Origin of the sequence: Pseudomonas sp. W2I6 (assembly GCF_030815935.1) — a bacterium.
Lineage (GTDB): Bacteria > Pseudomonadota > Gammaproteobacteria > Pseudomonadales > Pseudomonadaceae > Aquipseudomonas.
Map to the genome: position 1 here is coordinate 3,649,934 of NZ_JAUSXJ010000001.1, position 21,983 is coordinate 3,671,916.

Consider the following 21,983-nt stretch of genomic DNA (forward strand, 5'->3'; position numbering starts at 1 on the left):
TCATACGATTGAATCTATATCGAGGGTTTGTGGCTTTCCCCAGCCATCATCCGATTGTGGCGGGATGCTCGCCACTTGGGTGAGTACGCGATTTTGCGGGTGAGCGAACCAGCGTTTCAGGCTGGATTGCAGGGTTGGGGATGAAGCGTGGCTGCCGTAGACGTCGCGGGCCTGGAGGCGGCGCCAGCGGAGGGTTGCCAGGCGGTCGCGACTACTTTGCAGACGATCAGCTTCGATGCTCAATGCCTGGATATCTTCATAACCACGCTGATTGGTCGGTCGATAGCGGTCCAGTTCTCGTTTTTTCTCCCGCAGTTGTTGCCGCATGCTGATCAGCGCTTTTTCGATCAGCTCAAATTCACTCGCAGTCACCAGTGTTCCGTCGGCGTCCACGGTTTGCTGCCAGCGGCGTAACGTCGCCCAGGCTGCCGGGATGTAGCTTGCGGTCATAAAGTGCTGCTTGTATTGGACTAGCTGCTTGATCAGGTTGGCCCGGTCCGGCATATCACCGCTGAGTTGAATCGCGCGATTGCATGCAGCTTCTTCGATCGACTCACACCCGGGGTTCCACAATATTGAAGACTGTGTGCCGTCGGGCAAGGCAATCGGCATGAAATGCTGCTGGGAGCCGTGATGCTGATAGGCGTTCCCGCCCACCCGCACCAACCCAAGTGCGAACAGCAGGCCAGCAGGTGCAGGATTGCTGAACAGGGTAACAAGCCCGGGAATCCAGAGTTTGGCAGTTGTGTTCATCCAGGGTGCCGGGACGCTGGGTACCGGGTCGTTATGATTGACGATGCGGTGATGCACCAAAGATGAAGCACCGTCAGCGAACTCAGAGTCGGCAGCGCGGGGAGCGCCATAGGTGTAAAGAAGGATGTTGCGGTCGTAACCTGGAATTCGCCTAAGAGACTCTGCCAGCAGCAGTGCTATGGCGCCGCCGAGACTATGGCCACAAATTATGATGCGCTGGCCTATGTAGAACCGGTCGAGGTAATGCAGCGCAAAATCACGCATCGCCCGATACGCGCCATAAAAGCCCTCATGAACCTTACCAACACCCTCGACAAAAGCGACCTGGTGAGCATTGGCATCCCTCAGCCCATCGGAACGGCTTGCAGTGCCCCCGCACTGCGATCAGGATCACATGGTCGTGATGGCTGATAAACGCCTGAGTATCAGTGCCATTCTCCTCGTCATCAAAAAAATGCAGCTTCGCTGGGTGGGCCGGGGACTCTCCTTGCCCCGATCGATTTTGCTCATACAACTCAGGATCAAAAGGCAACACCTCGAATCGTTGCGAGTACGGCACGTCTTCATACACGGGATAAAAGTGTTCCACCTGGTCGGAATCGAACTTCCAAGCCTCCTGATAGCCCGACAGTTGTTCGGAAAAAAAATTGCCCACACTGGGCTCTATGGGAAAGCTGACCTGGTCCATCGGCGGAGTCGACGGTTCCTGCCCAAAATCGCAATAACTCAAGGTAGCCATAAGCGCCAACTGATAAAGGTTCAAGGCACAGAACTGGTCTTCAATCGATAACAACGGGCGTAGCGCACGCAGCGGCCGTACCTCCAGCACAGTGTGCAGGTCAGGAAATAAAACCAGCCCTGTCAGCTTGGGCTGAGGGGGACCAAACCCAAGTTCAGCCAGCATGCGGAGCGCATGCCGCGGTGGTCGATGGGTTCTGGGCGCCAAGGGAGGCAAATGAGCAGTGTGCAAGACCAAGTCACTGACCTCGACTTGATAGAATTTGCCTGTTTCCCGCCCTGCCGGGTTTCGCTCGACGCGCTCCCCGTCTACACGTGAAAACCGCGTCTGTTCGGCTCGCACCTGAAGCTCGGTGATAGGCAGTGGGTAACAACCACGCGTTTGCAACGTTGCGTAGTAATCCCCGCTCATTTCATACGGCGCATCGAAGATCAGAACCACAGGCCCTCGATATGGGTTGTCCAACTTTGCGAAACCGTTTCCATCCAAACGACCTGCATATTGTTGACCTGTGCTGTCAAAAACCTTGTACGCAAGACCCCCATAAGCGTTTCCGTCACCTGATTCGTCCACCAGACAAAAACTCAGCCAACATCCACGCACTGCACAAGCCGGCATTTTCCCGCTGAAAAAGGGTTGTTTCCATTCTGTAAGCGCCATCGCTGAATATCCTTATTCAGTAAAAGTTAAAGATAAGTACGCTCCCCATCAGATTTCCCCAAACACGAGCCTCACCGTTTTACCGTTCAGCTCATCACGCTGCACACGGCCACCCGTTGCAGTCGTTGGCGGCAGTCCTCTTGCATCCACCAGGTTGCATTGAAATACGTTATCAGTCGCCTGCGTTGGCCCTGCCGGCCTGAGTAACCACTGACAGGCCCCCGGCACCTCCAAGGTACCTGCACCCGGCATTCGAGACATATGGGGTTCGACCCAATCATGCACACCGATAAACGCAAAATCCCCCCCACTGTCCGACAAGTGCTCAGCCGACTTCGCATAGACATCAAACGTCATGTAACGCAGCACTAACGCACACCCGTTCACCGTCTCCGTCAGAGGCAACTCGAAGCTCGCCCGATTCGCCACCGACTTCTCAAGAGCGTCGAATATCTTGATCTCTGGCAGATCACCTGGACGCCATCGTAAAGTGCAAGTCTCACCTGTTCCGGGGACGTAAGTTGCATCACCTCTGAGTCTGTAATTCGCCGGTAAATCGACCTCCAAAGTGAAACTATCAGCAGGCTTCATCACACAACCTGAAACACCCAGCACACTGCAAACGAACAGCCCTCGCCACACGCCCGACATAATTCCCCTACGCATCCTGCTGCTCCCGCTCCACCCGACGCCACTCCCCAACCACCCGCTGAAAATGATCCTCCGCCACTTCCCCACGCATCGGCTGCCATCGAATAAGCACGTCCCCAGTGGCTTCCAACAACCGCCGCACGACCAAAAACTCCAGCTGTTCCGGCCTGTCCCATTGCCAGGCCCGCGCTTGCTCCAGCACCTGCGCCAACCAGATTCTCGGGTCTTGAAACTCAACCAGTGCGCTCAACGCCTCGCTGTACTCGGCCAGCAGGTAACGCAGGATATTGGCTTGCAGAATCACTCCCGCCTGGGGATTCGGCACCTCCAGCCACGGCGCAGGATCGGGTACCGGATACGCCCCCGGAGCCGGGTTATCGACACAACTCCAACGCTCACCCTGCCAGTAACACACGCCGATCAGCGGCCCGAGAAAAACAGGCCAGTCCCTAGCAGGCAGGTGAACCAAGGCCCGCGCCAAGGTGCGGTTATCGTGGAAGCGGTACAGCGCCTGACTGCCCGCCGTTCCCACCACTAACCTGTCGCGCCAGTGCCGGGTAACACCCGATAAATCATCACCAGGCAGGCTGCCCAACCAGCCCCAATTACGCTGGGGGTTTTGCAGCAAACCCACCAATACGGGCTCGCTGACATGGTCGAGCAACAGGAGCATCGGCCCATCCGCTGCCATTTCCGATGCGACGGTTTCACCATAGAGGCAGCGATACTCAGCGACCGTACGTGTCGCCAGCAGTACCCCACGCGCATCGCTTTCACCCTGTAGAACCAGGCACAGCCGGCGCCCTGCCTGCTGCTGTTCAGCCATCCACTGGCCAGGCGCGATCTCCATCAAGCCGCCCTCCCCGTGGATTCGCACAGGCCTTCACGGCAGCGCTCGCACACTGGACAGAAGTCCGCATCCAGTCTTCTGGCCAGCTCCATGACTACGCCTTGGATAACCGAAACCTTCGGCCCATCCGCTGCAAATGCGGACGAAGCAGCCACGTCACCCGGTCCAACTGGGTTGGCTGTGCGAATCACGGCAGGCGCACCGCCCAACGTGATCGGCCGACTGCTGAAAATCCCGCCAGCCTGAATCAGCAAATGCTCACCACCGGCCTTGAAGCTCAACTGCGCACCGGCATCGATAACCAGGTTGGCCCCCGCCTTCAGATGGACCTGTTGCCCCGCTTCGATCACCAGGGTCTGGCCGACAAGGGTCTGGCTGTTGCCCTGCACGTGCAAGTGATCATCAGCCCCAAGCCGAACCTTGCGGTCGCCGGCGATGCTGCGGTGTTCCTCGTCTTCCAGGGTGGTGGCACTCAAGCCGTGGATGGTTTCCCGACGTTCGCCCACCACCTCCAGCCGACTGTCGTGGCCGACCTGCTGCTCCAGATCGCGTTGGGCGCGCAGGTAGATGAGTTCCTGGCCGCTGCGGTCCTCGAGGTGCAGCTCGTTGGCCCCCGTCCCGCCCGGCGAACTGCGGCTGCGTAGCACACTGCGGGTCTTGTGTTGGGGCAACGGATAGGCAACAGGCTGCAAGGTATTGGGCAGGCAACCATTGATCACTGGCCGGTCTGGATCACCTTCCAGGAACGTCACCAGTACCTCCATGCCCACACGCGGGATCATCACCGCGCCATAGCTGTCACCCGCCCATCCGGACGCCACACGCACCCAGCAGCTGCTCTTGTCGTCGTGCTGGTCCAGGCGGTCCCAATGAAAGCGAATTTTCACCCGGCCGTGAGCGTCGCAATGCACGTCTTCACCCTCGGGCCCGGTGACGGTTGCGGTCTGGCTGCCGCTGATACGCTGTTTGACGTGCTTGAGCGGCGGGCGGTAAGCGGCGCGCCAGGGCGTTGCGGTAAATCGATTGCGATAGCCGTGGAATGCCTCGACATCCACCACCGCCTCCTCCAGCACCTGCGGTTGATAGCCTTCGTGACGCACGCCGGTGATCAGCCACAAGTCATTACAGGTGCGGTCCGGATGGCCGCGCAGTTCCAGGAAATGCCCGCTGCGCAAAGCCGGCTGGTCACTGCGGCCCAGGGCCCGATGGCGGTCGCGTTGATGACGTTCCAGGCCACGCCGGGCCAACTGCGAACCTCGCAGATGCCCCGTGAATCCCGCAGGGTATTGATAGTCTTCAAGTGCCGGGAAAGATCCGGCCTGCTCCTGCAAGCGCAGCGACGGATGTTCGAAGTCGTAGTCACGCCGAACAACCTGAGCACTGCGCGTGGCCAGGCGCACATCGAAACGCTGGATCACCAGCGTTTCGGCAGTCGGGCCACCGGCCGGGCAGTAGCGTTGCGCCGGCAAACGACGAAACACCGTCTGGTCATCACCCAACACCAGTACATGGGCGTCTGCACTGTGGCGAAAGTGGTAGTGAATGCCCTCTTCCTCGCACAGCCGCTGGATAAAGTGCAGGTCGGTTTCCGCGTATTGCACACAAAACGTACGCGGTGGGTAAACCACCGGCCCCAGTTCGAAGGTATAGGCATCAGCAAGGATGCCGTGCTGCTCAAGCACTGCCGCGATAATTTGCGGCACGCTGCGCTGCTGGAAAATCCGCTGGTCGCAACGATGGGCCAGGTACGCCACGCGCGGTGCAAGGGTGAGGTGGTAGCGGGTCAGCCGCTGCCCCGGGCCTTCCCGGCCAATGCTGTAGATTTGCCCGTGCAGGCCTTCACCGGGCTCGCCAAAATCCAGATAGGCCGGTTGGTGAAGTAACTTCTCCAGATCCAGGCTGGGGTTTTCACTGACCCACTGCACTTCAATGAAAAAAGGCTGGTCAATCGTTTCGCTGCCTTTAAAAGCCAGCACCTGAAATGCCTGGTTCATTCCTGCAACGACCAGTTTGAAACGTGACGAAACAAGCGTATTGAACATCCGTTGTTACCCGCCATTCATTGTCGAGCTGAAATAACTTCTCCCGTAAAACGCAGATAAAGCCACTCAATTCGAAGCCGATAAAAAGTGCCTGAACCCCAGGAATACTAGCGATTTCAGGCGAAATTCGGCCGCCTCAAAATAAAAAAGAAGATTCGTACATTGATATTGGAAGGGTCTTTTATAAATACAGAAATGCAGTTAAACAGCCAGTACTGACTAACGAGAATACTCTTACACCACCATTCACCAGAGCTGCTTATTTATAGAGAAACAGCTGACAAAGATGATTAAGCCCGCCACTGCCTTTTTCAAACTTCCTGCAGCCGCGCAGTCCCGAACAGGCTAACGCTCAGCAACTCACCCGGCTCTGCTTGCAACCGTACGGGTGCGGTACCGCCCGGCATCACCACCGCCACCTGACCCGCCGTCACCCATCCTACAGACCAGGCGGCGCATGCCACCGCACTGGCGCTGGTCCCGGAGGACGCCGTGGGCCCCTCACCACGCTCAAACACCCGCGCGATCACGCGATTGCCTGAATCCCGGGCGACCCATTGCAGGTTGACCCCGGAAATACAAGGTTGGCCGGCCCCGGCAGGTGGTGCGAAAGCAATCGCCCTCAGCGGATCGAACCAGGCTGATCGATGCAACTGGGCGTTGTCCGGCAACGCTGACGCGTCCTGTACCAGCGTCACACAATGCGGGTTGCCCACACGCACAAACTGGCTGTGATTCCACTCGGGGTTGAGCGCAGCCAGTGGCGAAACATGGCTCACCTCAGTTCCCTCAAGCGAGACCGCGCCCACACCAACAGCCCCTACCGCCAAAGGCCCGAACTCGGGACGCCCCAGCGCCAGCCAAAAGCCCTGCACCTGTTCGTACTCCGCCGGCTCAACCCGCGTAACCACCGGCGACAGTGCGTCTGTCTTGTCGTGATGCACCCGCAACTCACAGCCTTGCGCCATCAATCCCTGGTCGGTCAACGACTGGGCGAAGATCGTCAGGCCATTGCCACTGCGTTCGGCCAGGGAACCGTCGGTGTTGACGATCAACAGGTCAAAAGGCGGCGCGGCCTGGAACGGCCCCACCAACAAGCCGTCACAGCGATGCGCCTTGGCCTCTGCCGGGCGCGGCAACTCATCCCAACCGCACTCGGCGGCAATCGCCGCCAATGCCCAAACACCTCGGGTGCCAGCGGCCAAGTCGGCACGGTCCGGCACGTCGATACCCTTGCTGCGTAAATGCTCCGGGCTCACTACGCCGTAGATATTGCCGCGGGCGTCATAGAAAACGCTCATTGCGCAGTCCGCATAAAGATTCGTACCACCTCTTCCAGGTGCTTGCGCATCGCCTGTCGCGCACCCTCCACGTCTCGCAATTCCAGTGCATCGAGGATCTTGCGGTGCTCGTCTTCCGAGCGATGGGGCATGTCGTCCGAGGTGTAATGCGCCTGCAACCGCTGGAACATGCTGCCGTAACGATGCCCCAGCAAATGCGCAATCATCAACGCATACGCCGGATTGCCCGAGGCCTGGGCGATGCGAATGTGAAACAGGCGATCGCCCGGATGGGTATGGGAACCGTCGCGGTTGTCCTGCACATTACGCTCGAAGGCCTCGCGGATCCCCGCCAGCTCTTCGTCGGTGGCATGTTTGGCGGCCAGGGCGGCGGCTTCCGGCTCAATCAGGCGACGGGCCTGGAGCAGGGAAAACGGTGGAATCTCGGCATTGAAGTCGACGTGCAGGTTGAGTTCCGGATCGAACTCTTTCCATTGATCCCGGGTGGCCTGGGCCATCACCGGTTCCTGGCTGACTGTCGGTTGCACGGGTTCACACACCAGCACGCCGTTGCCCACCCGCACGTCTACCAGGCCGATCACCTCCAGGGCAATCATCGCCTCACGCACGGAAGCGCGACTCACGCCCAGCAGTTTGGCAAGTTCACGCTCAGCGGGAAGTCGACTGCCCGGCGGAAATTCTCCGCTGTCGATCAACGCCCGCAACTGGTCGGCAATCTGTCGATAAAGACGTTGGTTATCAATCACTTGAAATGGCATCTAGGCTCAGCTCGATTCATGCACAGCACGGTCAAAGCGATCAACCCGCAAAAAAGCCGCTTGTTGACCGGGATGACCCATGCTAAAAATTGGATCAATGGCCTGACCATTGGATCGTTTCCAGTGTGCTGATCATAGCAAACCCACCAGGGTTCGCTATGCCGCAGATGCAGGTGTTTCACGCCCTCAATGGCCTGACCATTGAGCCAATAACAATAATCAAGGGAGTCTGTCATGGACCTCACCGGTAAACGCGTGCTGATCACCGCCGCCGCCCAGGGCATTGGCCGCGCCAGCGTCGAAGCCTATCTGACGGCAGGGGCCGAAGTGATTGCAGCCGACATCAATCAACAGGCGCTCGCTGACTTGTCGGGCGCGCAAACGGTCTTGCTCGACGTCACCGACGCCAGCGCTATTCAACGCCTTGCTGCCGAGATCGGCCCGCTCGACGTGCTGTTCAACTGCGCAGGCGTGGTGCACGCCGGCAATATTCTCGAATGCCCGGAAAGCGACTGGACGTTTGCCCTGGACCTGAACGTCACCGCCATGTACCGCATGATCCGCGCGTTTCTGCCGGGGATGCTGGCGGCGGGCGGCGGCTCGATCATCAACATGTCGTCGGTGGCCTCCAGCCTCAAGGGCGTGCCCAACCGCTTTGCCTATTGCGCCAGCAAGGCGGCCGTCATCGGCCTGACCAAATCCGTCGCGGCCGACTTTGTCACCCAGCGCATCCGCTGCAACGCTATCTGCCCGGGCACCGTGGAGTCGCCTTCGCTGCAGCAACGCATCGTCGAACAAGCCCGCCATGAAGGCCGTCAACAGGACGAGGTGTACGCCGCCTTCACCGCGCGCCAGCCGATGGGACGCCTGGGCACGCCCCAGGAAATTGCCCAGCTGGCGCTGTACCTTGGCTCCGATGCCAGCGCGTTTACCACCGGCACCACCCAGATCATTGACGGCGGCTGGAGCAACTGACCGCCCACTTCCAATAAGAGGATTGCTCATGAAATTGCTGCGCTATGGTGAAAAAGGTCAGGAACGCCCGGCCCTGCTGGACGCTGATGGACGTCTGCGTGACCTGTCCGCCCACATCAGTGATATCGCCGGAGACGCCCTGCTCCCGCAAAACCTCGCTCGCCTGCAAGAACTCGACCCCGCGAGCCTGCCCCTGGTACCGGGCAATCAGCGTTTGGGCGCCTGTGTCGGCCAGGTAGGAAAATTCATCTGCATCGGCCTGAACTACGCCGATCACGCTGCCGAAACCGGCGCCCCCATCCCTGACGAACCGATCATCTTCAACAAGTGGACCAGCGCCATCGTCGGCCCCAACGACAACATCGAAATCCCCCGCCACTCCACCAAGACCGACTGGGAAGTGGAGTTGGGCGTGGTGATCGGCCAGGGTGGCCGCTACATCGAGGAAAGCCAGGCCATGCAGCACGTGGCCGGCTACTGCGTGATCAACGATGTCTCCGAGCGCGAGTTCCAGCTGGAACGCGGCGGCACCTGGGACAAGGGCAAGGGCTGCGACACCTTCGGCCCGCTCGGCCCCTGGCTGGTCAGCCGCGATGAGATCGCCGACCCGCACCAACTGTCGATCTGGCTGGAAGTCGACGGCCACCGCTACCAGAACGGCAACACCCGCACGATGATTTTCCAAATCCCCAAACTGATCAGCTACCTCAGCCAGTTCATGAGCCTGCAACCGGGGGATGTGATTTCCACCGGCACCCCGCCCGGTGTCGGCCTGGGGATCAAGCCAGTGCCGGTCTACCTCAAGCCCGGGCAAAAAATCCGCCTGGGTATCGAAGGCCTCGGCGAACAGAACCAGACCACGGTCGACGCCTGACAAGAGACTAGGAGCCGTTCATGACTACCATTACCGCGATTCGCGTCGAAGATATCCGCTTTCCTACGTCCCAGTCCCTGGACGGTTCCGACGCCATGAACCCGGACCCGGACTACTCGGCCGCCTATGTGATTTTGCAGACCGACAACCCGGCCCTTGAAGGCCATGGCCTGACCTTCACCATCGGCCGTGGCAACGAGATTTGCTGCGCGGCGATCCAGGCCATGCAGCCGCTGCTGGTGGGCTTGACCCTGGAATGGATCGCCGAAGACATGGGCCGCTTCTGGCGGCATGTCACCAGTGACAGCCAGTTGCGCTGGATCGGCCCGGACAAGGGCGCAATTCACCTGGCCACCGGCGCGATCGTCAATGCCGCGTGGGACTTGTGGGCCAAGGCCGAAGGAAAACCCCTGTGGCGCCTGGTCGCCGACATGAGCCCGGAACAGCTGGTGCGCTGCATCGATTTCCGCTACATCACCGACTGCATCACCTCCAGCGAAGCCCTGGCCTTGCTGCGCCAACGCGCCGAAGGCAAGGCTGAACGCCTGGCCGACCTGCAAGCCAACGGCTACCCCTGCTACACCACCTCCGCCGGCTGGCTCGGTTACGGCGACGAAAAGCTGCGCAGGCTGTGCCAGGAAGCGGTAGATGCCGGCTTCAACCACGTCAAGCTCAAGGTCGGCCACGACTTGCAGGATGACCTGCGGCGCGTACGCATCGCCCGCGAAGTATTGGGCCCGGACCGCCAATTGATGATTGACGCCAACCAGGTGTGGGAAGTCGACACCGCCATCGATTGGGTGCGCGAATTGGCGTTTGCCAAGCCGTGGTTCATCGAGGAACCCACCAGCCCCGACGATATCGAAGGCCATCGCAAGATTCGCCTGGGCGTGGCGCCGGTCAAGGTCGCCACCGGCGAGATGTGCCAGAACCGGATCATCTTCAAGCAATTGATCATGCGCGAAGCCATCGACGTGGTGCAGATTGACGCCTGCCGCCTGGGTGGGGTGAACGAGGTGCTGGCAGTGATGCTGATGGCGGCCAAATATGGCCTGCCCGTGTGCCCGCATGCCGGCGGTGTCGGGCTTTGCGAGTACGTGCAGCACCTTTCGATGATCGACTACCTGTGCATTGCCGGCACCCACGAAGGCCGGGTGATCGAGTATGTCGACCATTTGCACGAGCATTTCGAGGAACCTTGCGTGGTGCGCGGTGCGGCCTATCTGCCGCCGAAGGCGCCGGGCTTTTCGATCCAGATGAAAGCCGCGTCCCGGGAGCAATACCGCCACCGGCCGTGAGCTGAACCGCAATTTGAATGGACGGAGCACAATAACAATGTCGTCCCCATCACCTTTGAGGCTCGATGCGCACCAGCATTTCTGGCGCTACCGGGCCGCTGATTATCCGTGGATCGGTACGGCTGAGGCTGACCTGCGGCGGGACTTTCTCCCACAGGACTTGCGGCCGTTGCTCGACGCTGCCGACCTGGATGGCTGCATTGCCGTGCAAGCCCGCGCCGGTGAGCAGGAAACCGACGCGCTGCTGGAAATGGCGCGGCAGCACCCATGGATACTCGGCGTCGTCGGCTGGGTCGACCTGTGCGACCCACGCCTGGAACAGCACCTGGAACAGTGGCGCGACGCACCGGGACTCAAGGGCTTTCGGCATCAGATTCAGGATGAGCCTACGCCTGCCAGCTTTATGGCTGACGCGAAGTTCTCCCGTGGCCTGCAACACCTGCAGCAACAAGGCTACGTCTACGAAGTGCTGATCCGCTGCGCCGACCTCGACGCCGCGACAGCCCTGTGCCAGCGCCACGACCGGCATCATCTGGTGCTGGACCACCTGGGCAAACCTGACATCGCCAACGGCCCCGTCGGTTGGGCCGAACACCTGGCGCCACTGGCCGCCCTGCCCCACGTCAGTTGCAAGCTGTCGGGCCTGCTCACCGAAGCCGGGCCCGAGCAACGCAACGCCCGAGCCCTGCGCCCCTACATCGAACTGGCGCTGGAATTGTTCGGCGCCGAGCGCCTGATGTTCGGTTCGGACTGGCCGGTGTGCCTGCTGGCCGGGGAATACCAGGGCACCTGCCAATTGCTGCAACAGACCCTCGGCCCACTGTCGCCCGATGAACAGCAGGCCATCTGGGGCGGCACGGCCCAGCGGGTCTATCACCTTGAAGGAAACTGCCCATGAATCTGCATTTGCAGGACCGCGTGATCATCGTCACCGGCGGCGGCTCGGGGATTGGCGCCGCCATTTCCCTGGGATTGGTTGCCGAAGGCGCAATCCCGGTAATTTTCGGCCATCAACCGTTGTCGCCGGCCTTCGCGGCCGAGCTTGAGCAGCACGGTCAAAGCCACTTCATCCGTGTCGAGTTGCGCGATGAGGACGCCTGCCGCGCAGCCGTCAACGAAGTGTTGCGACGTTTCGGACGCATCGACGGCCTGGTGAACAACGCCGGGGTCAACGACGGCGTGGGCCTGGATGCGGGCCGTGCAGCGTTCGTCGAATCCCTGGAAAAGAACCTGATTCATTACTACTTGATGACCCACTTGTGCCTCGATGCCCTCAAGGCCAGCCGCGGGGCAATCGTGAATATCAGCTCCAAGACGGCCCTCACCGGCCAGGGCGGTACCAGCGGTTATACCGCCGCAAAAGGTGCGCAGCTGTCACTGACCCGGGAATGGGCCGCCTCCTTGCTGGAGTTCGGCATCCGGGTCAATGCCGTGGTGCCCGCCGAGGTGCTGACGCCGCTGTATCAACGCTGGATCGACGGCTTCGACAACCCCGAGGCCAAGCTCGCCGCCATCGTCGAAAAAATCCCCTTGGGCAAACGGATGACCACTCCCGAGGAAATTGCCGACAGCGTGCTGTTCCTGCTCTCACCCCGCGCCTCCCACACCACCGGACAGTGGCTGGTGGTGGATGGAGGCTACACCCACCTCGACCGGGCGCTGACATGAGCGGCCAACGTTACTGCCTGGCCCTGGACCTGATCGACGATGCGGCATTGATCGCCGAGTACCAGCAGCTGCATCGACGCATCTGGCCTGCCGTGGCAGAGCATCTGCGCAGCCGGCAAATCCTGGAAATGCAGATCTGGCGCCTGGGCACGCGGCTGTTCATGGTCATGGACACCGCGGCCGGGTTCAGCTTCGAAGGGCTGGACCACGCTGCACGCGCCAACCCCGACGTGCAAGCCTGGGAAACCCTGATGTGGCGCTTCCAGGCCCCCACGCCGTGGACTGACCCCGGCGGCAAATGGCAGCCCCTGGAGCAGATTTTCTGCCTCACCGACCAACCCTGATAACCGCTGCATCGCACGCCTTGATCCCATAAAAACAACAGGAGAAGCGTCATGTTAAGCAAAGATACACACCTGCCAGGCACCCGTGCCGTGCCGACCTATCGCTGGGCGCTGATGCTGGTGACCAGTCTGTTTTTCCTCTGGGGCTTGTCCTACGGTTTGCTCGACGTACTGAACAAGCACTTCCAGGAAGTCCTGCACGTCAGCAAGGCCCCAGTCCGGGCTGTTGCAAAGCGCCTATTTCGGCGCGTACTTCCTGATCGCCTTGCCGGCCGGGTTGTTGATGGACCGCCACGGCTACAAGGCCGGGATCCTGCTGGGCCTGTGCCTGTATGCGGCGGGCGCGCTGCTGTTCATGCCGGCGGCTGCGGCGGCGAGCTTTCCGTTTTTCCTGTTCGCGCTGTTTGTCATCGCCTGCGGCCTGGGCTGCCTGGAGACCGCTGCCAACCCCTATGCCACCGTGCTGGGCGAACCCCAGGGCGCCGAGCGGCGGTTGAACCTGGCGCAATCATTCAATGGCCTTGGCCAGTTCTTCGGCCCGCTGATTGGCGGCGCGATGTTCTTCAGCGCCGGCAGCACACCGGCCTCGGACATGAGTTCGTTGCAGACCACCTACGTGGTGATCGCGGTTCTGGTACTGCTGGTGGCACTGCTGATCGCCCGCACGCCGCTGCCGGATTTGCGCGCCCAGGAACAGGCACTGCAACCGACGGCCGGCAAAGGTCTGTGGCAGCACCGGGAGTTTGTCGGTGGGGTGATCACGCAGTTTTTCTATGTGGCGGCCCAGGTCGGAGTCGGCGCATTTTTCATCAACTACGTCACCGAGCATTGGGCACAGATGGGCAATCAGCAAGCCGCCTACCTGCTGTCGATCGCAATGCTGGCCTTCATGTTCGGGCGCTTCTTCAGTACCTGGCTGATGGGCCGGGTCAGCGCGCAGAAGCTGCTGCTGATTTATGCGCTGATCAATATCGCGTTGTGCGGCCTGGTGGTGATCGGCCTGGAAGGTATCTCGGTGATCGCGCTGATCGCGGTGTTCTTCTTCATGTCGATCATGTTCCCGACGCTGTTCGCCATGGGCGTGAAGAACCTCGGGCCGCACACCAAGCGCGGCAGTTCGTTCATGATCATGGCGATCGTCGGCGGCGCCCTGATGCCCTACTTGATGGGCAAGGTGGCGGACAACAGCACAGTGGCACTGGCTTACCTGTTGCCTATGGGGTGTTTCGTGATTGTGGCGGTATATGCCCGTAGTCGCTTGCGCCATCCGTAAAGTACCGCCCCGGCGTCGTCCCGAACGTACGCCGGAACATCGCAATAAAGGCACTGACGTTTTCATAACCCAGGTCCAGCGCAACCCGGGTCACGGGTGCATGCGCCGCCAGCAACTCCAGGGCGCGCAACAACCGTGCGCGCTGGCGCCACTGGCTGAAGGTGAACCCGGTCTCGGCAACAAACCGCCGGGCCAGGGTACGCGGCGAGACACCGGCCCACTGCGCCCAGTGTTCCAGCAGGCGGTTGTCGTCGGGACTGTCGGCCAGCGCCTGGGCGATGCGCAACAGACGCGGGTCCCGGGGCAGCGGTAAGCCGAATGGCTCCTGAGGCAACCCGGCGATTTCATCAAGGATCACCTGGGCGATCCGTGACTGAGGCGGCTCGAGCAGCGGCTGGCTCCAGGTTGCCGCGCGCCTGACGGCTTCCAGCAACAAGGCCGACGTGGCGATAACGCACGTCTGTCGGGGCAGCCCTGCGCATGCCTGGGGTTCGACATACACACTCCAGCCATCAAACGGCCCGTGGGAACGCAAGGCGTGGGAACAATCGGGGGCAATCCACACCGCGTGGGTGGCCGGTACTACCCAATGCTGGTGCGCCGCCTGCACCGACAACAACCCGCGCTGGGCTCCGAGCAATTGCCCGCGGGCATGCTGATGAAGGGCCGTGGTGCGTGCTACCGGACTGCTGCGCAACGTCGCCACCAGCAACGGACCGCCGGTCGCATTGGCGAGCTGGGCTGAAACGAGTGTTGACGGCATATGGCAGCTTTACCGTATTGAATGACCTGGATAAGGCAGTGTAGCCATTTGCGCACGCCCAGACTGCGGATTCATTCATTGAGGGCTCCGCCATGCGTGCAGAAGACGTGCTTCCCGACCATCTCGACCAAGGCCAATTCAATGGCGTGACCGTGCGCAAAGGCACGGTGGGCGCATTCCTCGCCAACGCCAGAACCTGGTGCGATCCGGCCACCCCGGACGAGCAGCGCTTGCTGGCCGAACAGGACATCCTGCAAGCCCTCCCCGCCCTGCAGGCCCTGGGCTTGTTTGAAGTGTTGCAGGTGCGGGATGCGAAACTGGCGCGGCTGCTGAAGTGAGAGGATCGGCCTGGAAGGTGGTAATCCGTCGCTGGAAGCCCGGGGTTCACCAGTTCTCGCGGGGATTACGCACCTTCCAGGCCACCTCGCACCTCAAGTTGTTACTTGTCCTACGAACTGATAGTGGTTGGAAAGGCCCGTCGCGTTCCATGATCCTGGAAAAAATGTTTGGCCCTGTGTTCAGGCATGCCAAGGGAACCCGGCTCGCTCGATACGGCCTGATGTGCAAGGATGTTGCGCTGCACATCGTTCGTTGAACGCAAAACCAAGGATTTTTCATGACCGCCATCAGCACCCCAGCGCCCGTGGTACCCGGGCGGCTGGAACAAATGTCGACCCGCATCGCGTTTTTCATCGCCGGCTTCGGCATCGCCGCCTGGGCACCACTGGTGCCTTATGCCAAGGCCCGCGCCCAACTCAATGAGGGCACCCTCGGCCTTTTGCTGTTGTGCCTGGGGGTGGGCTCGATGATCGCAATGCCGGTCGCCGGGGCCCTGGCGTCGCGCTACGGTATCCGGCGAGTGGCCACCGGCGGCACCCTCCTGATCTGCCTGGGCCTGCCGATGCTGGCCACCGTCACCTCGATTCCGTTGCTGATGGCCGCGCTGTTTGTGTTTGGTGCCGGCCTGGGCACGGTGGACTCAACGGTCAACCTGCAAGCGGTGATGGTCGAACGGGCCAGCGGCAAGACCATGATGTCGGGCTTCCACGGGCTGTTCAGCCTGGGCGGGATCGTCGGGGCGGCAGGTGTCAGCGGGCTGCTGGGGTTGGGCTGGTCGCCGTTGCAGGCCACCCTCGCCGTGATCGTCGTCATCGTAGTGGCCTTGCTCAAGGCCGGGCCACACCTGCTGCCTTACGGCAGTGAAAGCTCCGGGCCGGCCTTTGCCGTGCCCCACGGCGTGGTGCTGTTTATCGGCTGCCTGTGCTGCATCGTGTTTCTTGCCGAAGGCGCCGTGCTGGACTGGAGCGCGGTGTTCCTGAGCGCCGAGCGCGGCCTTGACGAAGCCTATGCGGGCCTTGGCTACGCAGCCTTTGCCTTGACCATGACCGTCGGGCGCCTTACCGGCGACAGGATAGTTCGCCGCCTGGGCGCAACCCGGGTGATTGTATTCGGTGGCGCGCTCGCCGCCGGCGGCATGCTGTTGGCGACGCTATTCCCTGCGTGGGAAACCGCCCTGCTGGGGTATGCGTTGGTCGGTGCCGGGTGTTCGAACATCGTACCGGTGCTGTACACCGCCGTCGGCAAGCAGACCGTCATGCCGGAACACATTGCGGTGCCCGCCATCACCACCCTGGGCTACACCGGCATTCTCGCCGGCCCTGCGGTGATCGGCTTCATCGCCCATGGCAGCAGCTTGAGCACTGCCTTTGTGCTGATTGCCGTACTGCTGATCGGTGTGGCGATCAGCGGGAAAATACTGCGGGTCTGACCACCCAGCCCCATCACGCCTCGTATATTGAGGCGTCAACCCGGGGTCATTTGACTTTCTGGAGTTCCAGCCAGCGATCAAGGGTTTTGTTGCTGAGCCAGCCCGCCTGGTGATGGCTGCCGAAAATTCGCCGACCGCTGTCGGCGGTGTTTTCCAGCGACCGCAACAATCCCGGCCGGTCCACAAGGTTTTTCGCCATATACACCTGCTGTTCGTCGTATTTCTTCTTCGGTAGCCCCGTGGCCGGGTCCAGTACAACTTGGCCATGGCTGTCGAGCTCATCCGGGTCTTTGCTCATCATCGCCAGCACCTCGATATTGACGTAGCAGATCTGCTCGAAAAACCCCATGCGGTCCCGCGACCGGTCCCGTAACTCGGTGAACATTTCCTTGAACAGGCGGACGAGATCGGCATTGTTTTTTGTGTGGAAAGGGTCCGGGCTGAAGGCACTGGGATCGCTGTTGCCGAACACGACGTTCTCGGCCTGTGCCAGGCTTTCGCGGGTGATGTAGCCGTCCTGGTCGAGGATCGCATCGATCAGGCGCGGACGCTGGATGATCGCCTTGGCAAGCAGGATAGCGCTGTCGGCCTCTCGGCTGGCACCGAGCTTTTTACTGGCGATTCGTTGCAGTGAAGACAGCTTCAGTCCGTCAGTTCTCATGGAGTTTTTTCAGCATGGCAAATTGGGCGTTCGCCGCGCTCACCAAATCGCTGTCCGGCAAACGAATGTAGGGATTGGGCCCGCGGAGGCGGCTGGCCACTTCGTTCTGAAGCCCCAGGTGTTGCAGCAGACTCCTGCAGTGACTCTCCCCCCGCAAAGGAGGCCGATAGCCTGATGAGCGGACAGGCGCCCCGCCGGATTGATGGCTGTGCTTTCGCGCAGCCTCACCGGGTTCACTTGAAGCGGCGTGAATTGCCCGTGTACCGCCGTCCAGTGCCGGGGCAATACAGGGTGTAGCACCGAGGTGCTGGCAGACCGACCCGCCGTTGATTGTCATGATTCATCTCCACCATTTTCCGGTTCCACATTGACCTGGTCATCATCCCGGCAATCGCCGTATCGCTCAGGTGAAAACAGGCCAAAGGTGTGTGGTGTGCCGGTGGCAATGGTTCCGAGATAGAGCAGCGTTCCAATGACAACATGTAAAAACCGAAGAATCAGTCGGCTTTTCGAGACCCTGGCGAGGTCGGTTTTGTCTCCTGCCAAAGGTCTTTGATCGCTGCGACCATAGCGCCCATCACCGCGCGCAACGGGCGTAACCCAGGCGCGTGGGAGGCAGGCAACTGCCCGTGCGGCAACATGCCTTTGATGAAGTCGTCAGCCGCCGGGGCCTGGAATGTGTGCTGCCCGGTGAAGTTCTTCACTCGCCGGGCTTCGGCGCCCTCTTCGCACCGTTTGCCCGGTGCGGCAACGGGGGGCGGTTGCAGGGTATCGCTGCCCGTCGGCGCAAGACAGGCTGGCTGATAGCCAGGATTTTGCGATCCACACGAAGGTGTAGCCATGTCTGAGCCCTGGCTGAGAGTTTGAAAGCAGCGGATTGATCAAGGCAGGTCATCACGCCGCGAGAGGGTCGCGGCGTGATCGAGCTAAAACAGGTTCAGAGAGAGGTGGCGCAGGGCGGCTCTGCCGATCTTGCCGTCATACCGGTCAAGAGAGTCCATCAGCGTTAACAGGCTTGAGCGCTGAGTGACTTCCTTGGCCAACTCGATGAGCCGCTGTTGCTTTGGGTCGCTCGACGACGATGCGGCCAATTTTTTCAAATCTTTGATACTGATGGAGCGGCTCCAGATACCCTTCAGGGCGTCGAAGTCCTTCAACATCTGTTCGGCGAGCTGTTTGTCGGTCTTGTACTTCAAGGCGTTGCCGGAGTCGAGCACGGCGTTGAGGTCCCGCCGGGAGATTCGACCATCCAGATCACCGGTCCTGCCGGCTCGGTCAAAGGCTTGTATTACGTCTGGGCGTCGCAGCAGTTCCCGGGCCAACAGAATGTTCTCATTACGGTCCTGGTCGTTGGTCAACCGTCTGCCCGCCATCTCCTCCAGGCTTTGTTTTGTGATGAAGGGCTGGCCCGGCACCGTGAACGCATCAAATTTGTTCTTGAGGAGGTTCCCCAGTTGATCGGGGGTTTGCCTCGAAAAGTGTGGGTCCGGGCGACCGTATCCCGGGTCAGGCTTGCAGGGGGTCGGACGGCAGTGTCCGGGAAGAGGCCTGAGTGGAATGGAAGGATCAGGACGACCATAACCGGGGTGAGGCCGGAACGGATTGAACAGCTTGTGCAGAAAGTCCTGAAGCTGTCCGATCAGCCCGCCCAGGAACGAGTTTGCATAGGACGCCCGGAATGAGTTGTTGGCGGCACCATGGCGATCCATCGTGCTCTGCGTCGTCGTCCAATTCGAATATCCCGGGCCGATCCCATTCTGTGGCAAGTTGAAGCTGATGTGGATCGACCCCTGCCCGGAGCGTGAGCGTGACTGCGTCGATGTGGCGGCATCAGTATGCGGCTGCGCGGCGTTATCAGAGGGGTTGGCAACAGTTGAGTTGGATAAGGTTACCGACATAGGCATCTCCAGTTCGGCGTATTGACACGATTCACTCCCGGCTCAAAGACACCTCGGCGATACAAGGTATCCCATGGAAAGTGGGCACCTCCTTGTGTGGTAGACCTGTCGGATTCAGTTCCTGCGGACGCAGAAAATCGTTAGAAAAAGAGTAGGAAGAAGGGCTATGGCGAGGGGGCTTGCGCCCCCTCGTCACTGTCGATACCTGGGATCAGGCACGCATCAGAAGCCGACGCTGGCCTGCACGAAGAACGTGCGCGGTTCACCCAGGTAGATCCCGGAGTTGTTGTCGCTGGAGCGGGTGTAGTGTTCCTGGTTGAACACGTTTTTTACCCCGACGCCCAGCTTCAGGTTCGACAGTTGCGCACCGAAGTCATAACCGCTGCGCACGTTGACCGAGACGTAGCCGGGAATATCCCCGTACTGGCCATCAGCAGTCGGCTGGGTGATGTAGGTGGTACCGGTGCCCGGCGCACGCTGGCCGGACTGGGCATAGACGTCCAGGTTGTGGGTCCAGTGGTTGATGTCGTAACGCAGCCCCAGGGTGGCCACTTCACGGGAGTACAGCGGCAAGTCGCGGCCCTTGAAGGCAACGTCGCCTTCGGAGGTAGCCCTGGTGTAGGTGAAGCCGGCGTTGGCGGTCAGGCCGTCCAGGCGCGGGTCGAGGTTCGACAGGTCGTAATGGGCCGACGCTTCGATGCCCTCGTGCTTGGTAGCGCCGAGGTTGGTCCAGCCCACATCGTTGCTGACGTATTGCAACTCGTCCGAGAAGTCGATGTAGAACAACGTCACTTCGCCGCCCCAGACGTTGTCGTTGTAGCGGGTACCGATTTCGTAGGTCTTGGCTTTTTCCGGGTTCAGGCCGTTCGCGGTCTGGTCGCCGTTACCGCCCTGGCCCAGTTGGAAGTATTGCAGGCTGCCGAAGGAGGTTTCGTAGTTGGCAAACAGCTTCCAGGCATCGGAGACGTGGTACATCACGCTCAGGGCCGGCAGCGGTTCGTTGTTGTGGATCTCGCGGCGCTTCTCCTGAACCGTGGCGCCATTGAGGCCTACCACCGGACGGTCGTGCCATTCGGTGCGAATCTGCTCAAAGCGAATGCCCGGGGTGACGGTCCATTTGCCGATATCAATCTTGTTGTCGATATAGAACGAGTTGGCCTCGGTGCCACCGGTACGGTCCTGGTACACGTGGCCGTCACTCTGGCCCACGGGCGTCGGCACGTTGTTGACCAGCGCCAGGCTGGTGGCCTGCTCGTGCATGCCTTCCTTGAGGTAGCGATAACCGACGCTGACTTCCTGGGTGCTCGGCCCCAGGTCAAATACATGGGACACACGCGGCTCGATGCCGAAGGTGTAGTAGGTGCGCGGGTAGGAACCCAGGGTCTTCAGGTCGCGGTTGGCGATGTTGCTGCCGCGGAAACTGTCGGAGTAGTAGGTCAGCACTTCAGCCTGGGTGCGGTCGTCGATCTGCCGGATGTACTTGAAGGACATATCCTTGCGCCGGCCATTGAAGTTGTCCCAGTCACGTACCGATTGATACGGGTTGGCGTCGTACTGCTTCTGGGTCAGGCCGCCGGGCATGTCGGCGCTGGCGTCGTAGTAGTGGAAATTCAGCGAGAAATCGTCTTGATCGGTCGGCGCCCAGTGGGTCTTGAAGATCACGTCGTCGATGTCGTTGGAGTTGTTGCGGTCGCGGTAACCATCGCCCTTGGTCCCGGAATACAGCAACGCAGCACCGATACCGTTGTCGGCGGTGCCGCCGATGAAGGCGTTTTCAATGTGTTTCCAGCCGCCGTGGGCCGCGGTTTCCAGGGTGGTGCCGACTTCGCCGGAGAATTTTTCCGGGATGGCCCGGGTGACGAAGTTGATCACGCCGCCGACGTTCTGTGGTCCATAACGTACGGAGCCTGCGCCACGCACCACGTCGATGCTGTCGAGGTTGCCGGAGGAAATCGGCGCCATCGACAACTGCGGCTGGCCGTAGGGTGCAAACGCTGCCGGTACGCCGTCGATCAATACCGTGGAGCGTGGCGACAGACGCGAGGTCAGGCCGCGTACCCCGACGTTGAGGGAAATATCACTGCCACCGGTGCCGTTGGCCTCCTGTACCTGCACCCCGGGAATGCGCCGCAGCACGTCACCGACGTTCATCGCGCCCTGCTCCACCATGGCTTCACGGCGCACCACGGTGCGCGCCCCCGGGTGGTTCTGCACCACTTGGGCATTCGCGTCGCCGAGCCAGTCGCCGACCACCTTGATGTCGGTGGCACCCAACTCCAGCGGCGAACCGGCTTCGCCGGTGCCCTTGCCCAGCGGGCGCAGGGTCACGGAGCCCGCATCGATCTGGTAATCCAGGCCGCTGCCCTGCAGCAACTGGCGCAGCGCTTGTTCGGGCGAAAGGTTGCCGTCGACGGCCGGGGCTTGTTTGCCGGCCACCATGTCGGGGCTGAAGAACACTTGCAGCGACGTCTGCTGACCCAATTGGCTCAAGGCCGAACCCAGGGACTGGGCCTGGATATGAATGCCATCGTCAGCATAGGCCGCCGGAAGTGCGGCGCTGAAGGCCAGCGCCAGGGCGAGGGGTGCCCAGCGGGATGATTTATTGTTTTTCATGGCGAGTTTTTTCACGTCGAACGTAGTCCTGTGATCGCAAGAGAGTGCGGCTGTTAATGCAAACCAGTTGCAGTTGCACAAGAAGACGAAGAAC

Annotated in this window: 18 protein-coding genes and 2 pseudogenes; 9 read left to right on the forward strand and 11 right to left on the reverse strand. The window is 60.9% G+C overall.

Annotated features, from left to right (window positions below; all coding sequences use genetic code 11):
* The 6 genes and pseudogenes from QF039_RS17050 to QF039_RS17075 all read right to left on the reverse strand — a co-directional run bounded on the left by QF039_RS17050 (position 1) and on the right by QF039_RS17075 (position 7,754).
* Positions 1–2,152, reverse strand: a pseudogene (locus QF039_RS17050) (lipase family protein).
* 48 nt (positions 2,153–2,200) lie between these two features.
* Positions 2,201–2,743, reverse strand: coding sequence for a hypothetical protein (locus tag QF039_RS17055; RefSeq protein WP_307519626.1), 543 nt, complete (start codon positions 2,741–2,743; stop codon positions 2,201–2,203).
* A 67-nt stretch (positions 2,744–2,810) separates the two neighbouring features.
* Positions 2,811–3,653 carry a DUF4123 domain-containing protein gene (locus QF039_RS17060; protein ID WP_307519628.1) on the reverse strand — a complete coding sequence of 281 codons (843 nt, stop codon included), beginning with the start codon at positions 3,651–3,653 and terminating at the stop codon, positions 2,811–2,813.
* Complete coding sequence (gene tssI / locus QF039_RS17065; RefSeq protein WP_307519629.1) at positions 3,653–5,695, reverse strand: type VI secretion system tip protein TssI/VgrG; 2,043 nt, start codon at positions 5,693–5,695, stop codon at positions 3,653–3,655. Before tssI ends, QF039_RS17060 begins: the two co-directional genes overlap by 1 nt.
* A 311-nt stretch (positions 5,696–6,006) precedes the next feature.
* On the reverse strand, positions 6,007–6,996 hold the full coding sequence (locus QF039_RS17070) for a diaminopimelate epimerase (RefSeq protein WP_102369449.1): 990 nt from the start codon (positions 6,994–6,996) through the stop codon (positions 6,007–6,009).
* On the reverse strand, positions 6,993–7,754 hold the full coding sequence (locus tag QF039_RS17075) for a FadR/GntR family transcriptional regulator (RefSeq protein WP_008432767.1): 762 nt from the start codon (positions 7,752–7,754) through the stop codon (positions 6,993–6,995). The genes QF039_RS17070 and QF039_RS17075 overlap by 4 nt, the downstream gene beginning before the upstream one ends.
* Positions 7,755–7,988: 234 nt before the next feature.
* Between QF039_RS17075 and QF039_RS17080 the strand changes: the two genes are divergently transcribed.
* The 7 genes and pseudogenes from QF039_RS17080 (at position 7,989) to QF039_RS17110 (ending at position 14,186) form a co-directional block, all read left to right on the forward strand.
* Positions 7,989–8,729: an SDR family oxidoreductase gene (locus QF039_RS17080; protein WP_307519632.1), complete on the forward strand. Its 741-nt coding sequence runs from the start codon at positions 7,989–7,991 to the stop codon at positions 8,727–8,729.
* A gap of 28 nt (positions 8,730–8,757) precedes the next feature.
* Positions 8,758–9,603, forward strand: coding sequence for a fumarylacetoacetate hydrolase family protein (locus QF039_RS17085; RefSeq protein WP_307519634.1), 846 nt, complete (start codon positions 8,758–8,760; stop codon positions 9,601–9,603).
* 20 nt (positions 9,604–9,623) lie between these two features.
* Positions 9,624–10,901 (forward strand): L-fuconate dehydratase, encoded by a 1,278-nt coding sequence (locus QF039_RS17090; protein WP_008432761.1) that lies wholly within the window; start codon positions 9,624–9,626, stop codon positions 10,899–10,901.
* A 37-nt stretch (positions 10,902–10,938) separates the two neighbouring features.
* Positions 10,939–11,799, forward strand: coding sequence for an amidohydrolase (locus tag QF039_RS17095; protein ID WP_177023247.1), 861 nt, complete (start codon positions 10,939–10,941; stop codon positions 11,797–11,799).
* Positions 11,796–12,569, forward strand: coding sequence for an SDR family oxidoreductase (locus QF039_RS17100; protein ID WP_219405856.1), 774 nt, complete (start codon positions 11,796–11,798; stop codon positions 12,567–12,569). Before QF039_RS17095 ends, QF039_RS17100 begins: the two co-directional genes overlap by 4 nt.
* Positions 12,566–12,913 (forward strand): L-rhamnose mutarotase, encoded by a 348-nt coding sequence (locus QF039_RS17105; protein WP_307519638.1) that lies wholly within the window; start codon positions 12,566–12,568, stop codon positions 12,911–12,913. The genes QF039_RS17100 and QF039_RS17105 overlap by 4 nt, the downstream gene beginning before the upstream one ends.
* A gap of 51 nt (positions 12,914–12,964) precedes the next feature.
* Positions 12,965–14,186: pseudogene (locus QF039_RS17110) on the forward strand (sugar MFS transporter).
* Here the strand turns inward: QF039_RS17110 and QF039_RS17115 are convergent.
* The gene (locus tag QF039_RS17115) at positions 14,128–14,949 is read right to left on the reverse strand and encodes a helix-turn-helix domain-containing protein (protein WP_177009176.1); all 822 of its coding nucleotides are present in this window, start codon (positions 14,947–14,949) and stop codon (positions 14,128–14,130) included. The pseudogene QF039_RS17110 and the gene QF039_RS17115 overlap by 59 nt on opposite strands.
* A gap of 92 nt (positions 14,950–15,041) precedes the next feature.
* Here QF039_RS17115 and QF039_RS17120 point away from each other — a divergent pair, with 92 nt between their 5' ends.
* Both QF039_RS17120 and QF039_RS17125 read left to right on the forward strand, forming a co-directional pair.
* Complete coding sequence (locus QF039_RS17120; RefSeq protein WP_102369456.1) at positions 15,042–15,287, forward strand: hypothetical protein; 246 nt, start codon at positions 15,042–15,044, stop codon at positions 15,285–15,287.
* Between the two features lie 278 nt (positions 15,288–15,565).
* Complete coding sequence (locus tag QF039_RS17125) at positions 15,566–16,717, forward strand: MFS transporter (protein WP_087693074.1); 1,152 nt, start codon at positions 15,566–15,568, stop codon at positions 16,715–16,717.
* A 46-nt stretch (positions 16,718–16,763) separates the two neighbouring features.
* On the opposite strand, the gene QF039_RS17130 is transcribed toward QF039_RS17125, so the two are convergent.
* The 4 genes from QF039_RS17130 to QF039_RS17145 all read right to left on the reverse strand — a co-directional run bounded on the left by QF039_RS17130 (position 16,764) and on the right by QF039_RS17145 (position 21,904).
* On the reverse strand, positions 16,764–17,378 hold the full coding sequence (locus QF039_RS17130) for a type III secretion effector protein (protein ID WP_307519642.1): 615 nt from the start codon (positions 17,376–17,378) through the stop codon (positions 16,764–16,766).
* Positions 17,379–17,875: 497 nt separating this feature from the next.
* On the reverse strand, positions 17,876–18,220 hold the full coding sequence (locus tag QF039_RS17135) for a hypothetical protein (protein WP_238544218.1): 345 nt from the start codon (positions 18,218–18,220) through the stop codon (positions 17,876–17,878).
* Between the two features lie 84 nt (positions 18,221–18,304).
* The gene (locus QF039_RS17140) at positions 18,305–19,276 is read right to left on the reverse strand and encodes a type III secretion protein (RefSeq protein ID WP_177023251.1); all 972 of its coding nucleotides are present in this window, start codon (positions 19,274–19,276) and stop codon (positions 18,305–18,307) included.
* Positions 19,277–19,498: 222 nt separating this feature from the next.
* On the reverse strand, positions 19,499–21,904 hold the full coding sequence (locus QF039_RS17145; RefSeq protein ID WP_307519645.1) for a TonB-dependent receptor: 2,406 nt from the start codon (positions 21,902–21,904) through the stop codon (positions 19,499–19,501).
* Positions 21,905–21,983 lie beyond the last annotated feature (79 nt).